The organism is Phenylobacterium sp., from assembly GCF_030645195.1.
Classification (GTDB): domain Bacteria; phylum Pseudomonadota; class Alphaproteobacteria; order Caulobacterales; family Caulobacteraceae; genus Phenylobacterium.
Genome location: NZ_JAUSLW010000214.1, coordinates 1 through 5,701, shown reverse-complemented (window position 1 = coordinate 5,701; position 5,701 = coordinate 1). Strand labels below are relative to the sequence as shown.

Genomic DNA, 5,701 nt, shown 5'->3' with positions numbered 1-5,701 from the left:
GACCTCCAGGACGGCATGGCGCACGTCGCGGGGAATGATCTTCAGCATCCGGGCCCCGACCTTCAGCAGCCACGCGGCCGTCGGTCCGGGCTGGCCGTAATAGCCCGACAGCAGCACCAGGCCGGCCACCTTGCCGGGATTGGACGCCGCCATCAGGGTGGCGATGGCCGCGCCGTAGGACTGCCCCACCAGCAGAATCTTCTGGCCGGGCCTCGCCTGTAGCAGCGGGCTGAGCGCCAGGGCCTGCCGGCCGATATCGCCGACATATTCCACCGGCTCGGAGCCGGCGTAACCCGGGCGGTCCACCACCACCATCTCGCGATCCTGCGGCAGGGCGGCGATGGCCGGCGCCCAGTACTCCGCCCAGGACGGCGCGCCCGTGACCACGACGATCTTCCAGGGGGCGAGCTTCGCGCGCGGGCTCTCGATGGCCGACAGTCGCCAGCCCAGGCCGCCGCCGGCGCTGAAGGTCGTGCGCCGGACCACGTGATCGGGATAGTCGCCCGACACCGGGACGTGCTCGGTCCGGCCCCAGGCCGCCGACTCCGCCACCGCCCACGTAATTTCAAGCACACCCTTGGGCCGTCTGCGCGCCACGTCGTCAACTCCACCAGGTTCTTGAATATTACCTGGGGCCTGAACGCGCGATGGCAAGGGCGGTTCTAGCTGGGCGCAACCGTGGCGGCGATCTGATCACGCAGCTCGCGTTTGAGCACTTTTCCGGTGGGCCCGATGGGCAGGGCCTCGACGATCCGAACCTCGTCCGGCGTCCACCACTTGGCGACCCGGGCGGCGACGTGGGCCTTCAGCACCTCCGGATCGGCGGTCTGACCCGGCCGCAGGGTCACCAGCAGCAGGGGCCGCTCGTCCCACTTGGGGTGGGGCACCCCGATGGCCGCGGCCATGGCCACGGCGGGGTGGGAGCAGACGGCGTCCTCCAGGTCGAGGGTCGAGATCCACTCCCCACCCGACTTGATGACATCCTTGGCCCGGTCGGTGAGCCGCAGATAGCCCTCGGCGTCGATCGTGGCGATGTCACCGGTGTCGAACCAGCCGTCGTCGGTGAAGGCCTGGGCCCCCTCGTTCTTGAAATAGGCCGAGGACACCCAGGGTCCGCGCACCTGCAGGGCGCCGGGACTGGCGCCGTCGCGGGGCTGGAGGCTCCCGTCGTCGGCGACGATGCGCATCTCCACGCCCCAGAGGCCGCGGCCCTGTTTCAGCTTGCGGGCCGTCGTGGTGGCGCGGTCCTCCCCGGCATGGCTCGGCAGGGCGGTGTTGATCACCCCCATGGGGCTGGTCTCGGTCATCCCCCAGATCTGGCGCACGGTGGCGCCCATCTGGTCCTCGATGCGGCCGATCAGGGCGGCGGTCGGCGCCGAGCCGCCCACCGCCACGGTCCGCACGCTGGTGAGCTTCTGGTGGGTCTGGTCCAGGTGGTCCAGCACCCCGATCCAGATGGTGGGCACCCCCAGCAGGAAGGTGGCCTTCTCGGCCACCGCCAACTCGCAGATCGAGGGCCCGTCGAGATGGCGGCCCGGCAGGATCAGCTTTGCCCCCACCAGGGGCGCGCCATAGGGCGTGCACCAGGCGTTGGCGTGGTACATCTGAGCACAGGGCAGGACGGCGTCGCGGGCGCCGAGGTCGAAGGCGTCGGGCTGCACCATGGCCATGGCGTGCAGCACCGTGGCGCGGTGCGAATAGAGCACCCCCTTGGGATTGCCGGTGGTGCCGGAGGTGTAGCAGAGGCCCGAGGCGGTCCGCTCGTCCAGCTCCGGCCAGCTGAAGTCGGGCGTATTGGCGGCGATCAACTCCTCATAGACCAGGGTCCCGGCCGGCGATTCCGGCGGCAGGTGCTCGCGGTCGGTCAGGGCCACGAAGGCCTTCACCAAGGGCAGCTTGGCCGCCAGCTCCCCCACCAGTTCGCCGAAACTGATGTCGAACAGCAGCAGGCTGTCCTCGGCATGGTTGGCCACCCAGGCCACCTGGTCGGGGTGCAGGCGCGGATTGATGGTGTGCAGCACGGCGCCGATGCCGCTCACCGCATAGTAGAGCTCGAAGTGGCGGTGGGTGCTCCAGGCGAGCGTGGCGACCCGGTCGCCGGGCTTCACGCCGAGCGCGGTGAGCGCATTGGCCATCTGCTTGGCGCGCACCAGGGCCTCGGCATAGGTGTAGCGGTGGATCGGCCCCTCGACGGTGCGCGTCACCACCTCCCGGTCGCCGTGATAGGTCGCCGCATATTCCAGGATGGACGGCAGGCTCAGCGCCCGGTCCATCATCAAGGCCAGCATCGCTGTCCCCTCCCCGATACCGTTGTTGGGGCGGTTCTAGGACGCGCACCTTTGGTGCGCTAGGGTCGAGCAATCCAGTTCAGGCGAAGTCTCGGAAATGGCGCGCCAACCGCTGACCGAAGACGCCCTTGGGATTGACCAGAATACTGCGGGTTCACGCCGGCGCTTCGACGCCCAAGCGTCGATATTGATCCCGCACGCCGGGATCCTTCTTCATTGCGATGCGGATATCGGCCAAGCCTTGGTCCGCCTGCCCAAGCCTCGCCTTGCAAACCCCCCGCATGAAATACGAACTACCTGAGCTCCGAATGCGTATCGAGGCGTCGTAATCCTTGATGGCTTCCCTGAACTCTCCGCGGCGGAAATGTACGAAGCCGCGCATGTCGAAGCCGGCCAAGCTGGGCTGCATCTCCAGGGACCGATTGCAGAGGTCCAGGGCAAGATCGAGGTCTGCACCCGCCGCGGCTCGCGCCCAGCAGCTGTTGGCGAATGCATTTGGACTATCGGACGCAAGGCGCAGGACGGCGTCATGATCTGAGACCCCGTCGGCGAACTCACCCAGTTCGATGTGCGCGAAGCCACGCTGCGCAAGAGCAACGGCGAAACCAGGTTGGAGCCTGATCGCCTCATCGAAATACGGAATCGCCTGCGCATACTCCTTGCGATTGAAGTGGAGCATGGCCTGTTCGAAGGCGGCGGCTTGGGCGGGGGCGAGCGGCTGGCGGGCCGACTTGTCCGTTGAACGCGGCCCCCAAGCGGCGCTTGACGAAGCCGGTACCGCGAGCCCGATCAACAGAGCCAGAAGCGTGATCGATACTTCGCGCCGCATCATTCCCGCCCGCATGCCGCAGGGACGCTACATCATTGCGATCTAGAGTCGCAATCCGGCCCTAAGCCGCCATCCGCGCCTTGAAGACGCCGTCGGGGAGCTTGGGGGCGCGGCTGGGGTGGACGAAGAAGTAGTCCTTCCAGGGCAGGTTCGGCACCACGGTGGTGCGCTCCTCCAGGCGGTCGCCGTTCAGGGCGAACATGCGGTAGCCGCGGGAGCGGAACATCTCCACCACGCCCTCGGCGGTGCCGCCGAACCGGGCCTCCAACATGGCGGGATGGATTTCCAGCAGCACATGGGGACGGTCGCGGTCGATGATGCCCAGGGCGCCGTTCAGCGCCTTCTGCTCGGCGCCCTCGATGTCCATGCGGATGAAGTCGACGCGGCCGATGCCGTTCGTCCGGCAATAGTCGTCCAGGGTCACCACCGGGGTCGGCTGCAGTTCGACGCCGACGTCCTCCAGGTCGGGGCGGACCTTGCCCTCGGGCGGCGCGTCGGAGACGAAGGCGTAGGCGCGGCCCATGCGGCCGGAGGTCTTCTTCGGCGTCACCAGCAGCATCTCGCCCGGCGCGTCGGAGACCGCGGCGTGGATCGGGGTCACCTGGCGGGAGATGCCGTGCCAGGCCAGGCAGTGCTTCAGCACCTCGAAGGTGAAGGCCGAGGGCTCGAAGGCGTAGATGCGCGCGTCCGGCGCCACCTGGGTCATGACATAGGAGTGGCGCCCGTCGCTGGCGCCCACGTGCAGGCAAACCGGCGCCCCCGACAGCAGGTCGGCCAGATACGGCGTCTCCGGCTCGTGCTTCGCCCACTTCATATTGCGCCGCCAAGCGCGGAAAGCGTGGCTGAGCACGCGTATCGAAGCCATGAGTACTTCCTTTGAACGGCCCGTCTTTACGACGCGTCGCGCGTAACCGTCATCATGTAGTTGATGTCGCAGTCCGACGACCGACACCAACGGCCGTTGAGCGGGTCGAAGGTCACGCCGAAGGGCCCCTGGACCCGCAGGGCCTCGTCCTTGAGGAAGGTCCGAAGCTCGTCGGGCTTGAGGAACTTGGTCCAGTCGTGGGTGCCGGCGGGCAGCCAGCGCAGGACGTATTCGGCCCCAACCTTGGCCAGGGCGAAGGCCTTCAGGGTGCGGTTGAGGGTGGCCACGATCATCAGACTGCCGGGCGCCAGCAGGCGCGAACAGCTGCGCAGGAACTCGCCCGGGTCGGTCACGTGCTCGATGACCTCCATGTTGAGGATCAGGTCGTAGGGCCCGGCCCCCTCGGCCTCCAGCCCCTCGGCGGTGCCGGCGCGATAGTCGATGGCCAGCCCCTGCTCGGCGGCGTGGGCCCTGGCGGTGCCGATATTGCGCTCCGAGGCGTCGACCCCGGTGACCGAGAAGCCCAGCCGCGCCATGGGCTCGGACAGCAGGCCGCCGCCGCAGCCGATGTCCAGCAGGCTCAGCCCCTCGAAGGGCTTGCGCGCCTGGCTGTCGCGGCCGAACCGGATCAGGGCCTGCTCGCGGATGAAGGCCAGGCGGACCGGGTTGAACTTGTGCAGGGGCGCGAACTTGCCCCGCGGATCCCACCATTCGGCGGCGATGCGGGAGAAGCGTTCGACGTCCGCGGGGTCGATGCTGGAGGCGACGGTCATGAGGCCCTTCTACCCGCCATCGGCGCCAAGGCGAAGCCCGGCGTTGCCCCGGGGGCCCAGCGTCGCTAGAACGCGGCCCTTCCCTCTCCCCTCAAGGAGCTTGTGACCACGCCCATGTCCCGGCTGGTGATGAAATTCGGCGGCACGTCCGTCGCCGACCTGGAGCGCATCCGGCGCGTGGGTCGGCTGGTGGCCGCCGAGGTGGCCGCGGGCCATCAGGTGGCCGTGGTGGTCTCGGCCATGTCCGGCAAGACCAATGAGCTGGTGGCCTGGACCGACGGCGCCGGCGCCGCGGCGCAAGGGCTTGAGCCCTCCGACGACGAGTACGATGTGGTGGTGGCGTCGGGCGAACAGGTGACCGCCGGCCTGCTGGCCATGACCCTGCGCAATATGGGCCTGCCGGCGCGCTCCTGGATGGGCTGGCAGATCCCGATCGTCGCCGACGACGCCCACGGCCGCGCCCGCATCGACGACGTGCCGCCGGAGAACCTGGTGGCGGCGATGGATTCGGGCCAGGTGGCGGTGATCGCCGGCTTCCAGGGCGTGACCCGCGACGGTCGCATCGCCACCCTGGGCCGCGGCGGCTCCGACACCAGCGCCGTGGCCATCGCCGCGGCGGTGAGCGCCATCCGCTGCGACATCTACACCGACGTGGACGGGGTCTACACCACCGACCCGCGCATCGAGAGCAAGGCCCGCAAGCTCAGCAAGATCTCCTACGAGGAGATGCTGGAGATGGCGTCCCTGGGCGCCAAGGTCCTGCAGACCCGCTCCGTCGAGCTCGCCATGGCCAAGAACGTGCCGCTGCGGGTGCTGTCCAGTTTTGTCGAGCCCGGCGAAGCGCCCGGCCAAGGCACCATCGTGTGCGACGAGGAAGAGATCATGGAAAAGCGCATCGTGAGCGGGGTCGCCTATAGCCGCGACGAGGCCAAGATCACGCTGTACG

The 5,701-nt window shown here is 68.6% G+C and carries 6 protein-coding genes; 1 reads left to right on the top strand and 5 read right to left on the bottom strand.

Annotated features, from left to right (window positions below):
* From Q7T09_RS19640 to ubiG, 5 genes are all read right to left on the bottom strand, one after another.
* Positions 1 to 597, bottom strand: a 597-nt coding sequence (locus Q7T09_RS19640) for an alpha/beta fold hydrolase (protein WP_304701894.1), incomplete at its 3' end; no start/stop codon positions are given.
* A 65-nt stretch (positions 598 to 662) separates the two neighbouring features.
* Entirely contained in the window at positions 663 to 2,288 is a 1,626-nt protein-coding gene (locus Q7T09_RS19635; RefSeq protein WP_304701893.1) for a long-chain fatty acid--CoA ligase, read from the bottom strand.
* Between the two features lie 154 nt (positions 2,289 to 2,442).
* The gene (locus tag Q7T09_RS19630; protein ID WP_304701892.1) at positions 2,443 to 3,117 is read right to left on the bottom strand and encodes a tetratricopeptide repeat protein; all 675 of its coding nucleotides are present in this window, start codon (positions 3,115 to 3,117) and stop codon (positions 2,443 to 2,445) included.
* Between the two features lie 61 nt (positions 3,118 to 3,178).
* Positions 3,179 to 3,982 carry an FkbM family methyltransferase gene (locus Q7T09_RS19625; RefSeq protein ID WP_304701891.1) on the bottom strand — a complete coding sequence of 268 codons (804 nt, stop codon included), beginning with the start codon at positions 3,980 to 3,982 and terminating at the stop codon, positions 3,179 to 3,181.
* Positions 3,983 to 4,008: 26 nt separating this feature from the next.
* Positions 4,009 to 4,755 carry a bifunctional 2-polyprenyl-6-hydroxyphenol methylase/3-demethylubiquinol 3-O-methyltransferase UbiG gene (gene ubiG, locus Q7T09_RS19620; protein ID WP_304701890.1) on the bottom strand — a complete coding sequence of 249 codons (747 nt, stop codon included), beginning with the start codon at positions 4,753 to 4,755 and terminating at the stop codon, positions 4,009 to 4,011.
* 114 nt (positions 4,756 to 4,869) lie between these two features.
* On the opposite strand from ubiG, the gene Q7T09_RS19615 reads away from it, so the two are divergent.
* Positions 4,870 to 5,701, top strand: an 832-nt coding sequence (locus tag Q7T09_RS19615; protein WP_304701889.1) for an aspartate kinase, incomplete at its 3' end; no start/stop codon positions are given.

Coding starts and splice junctions, on each gene's coding strand:
- ubiG (WP_304701890.1), bottom strand. CDS start 4,755: ATGACCGTCGCCTCCAGCATCGACCCCGCGGACGTCGAACGCTTCTCC.
- Q7T09_RS19635 (WP_304701893.1), bottom strand. CDS start 2,288: ATGCTGGCCTTGATGATGGACCGGGCGCTGAGCCTGCCGTCCATCCTG.
- Q7T09_RS19630 (WP_304701892.1), bottom strand. CDS start 3,117: ATGCGGCGCGAAGTATCGATCACGCTTCTGGCTCTGTTGATCGGGCTC.
- Q7T09_RS19625 (WP_304701891.1), bottom strand. CDS start 3,982: ATGGCTTCGATACGCGTGCTCAGCCACGCTTTCCGCGCTTGGCGGCGC.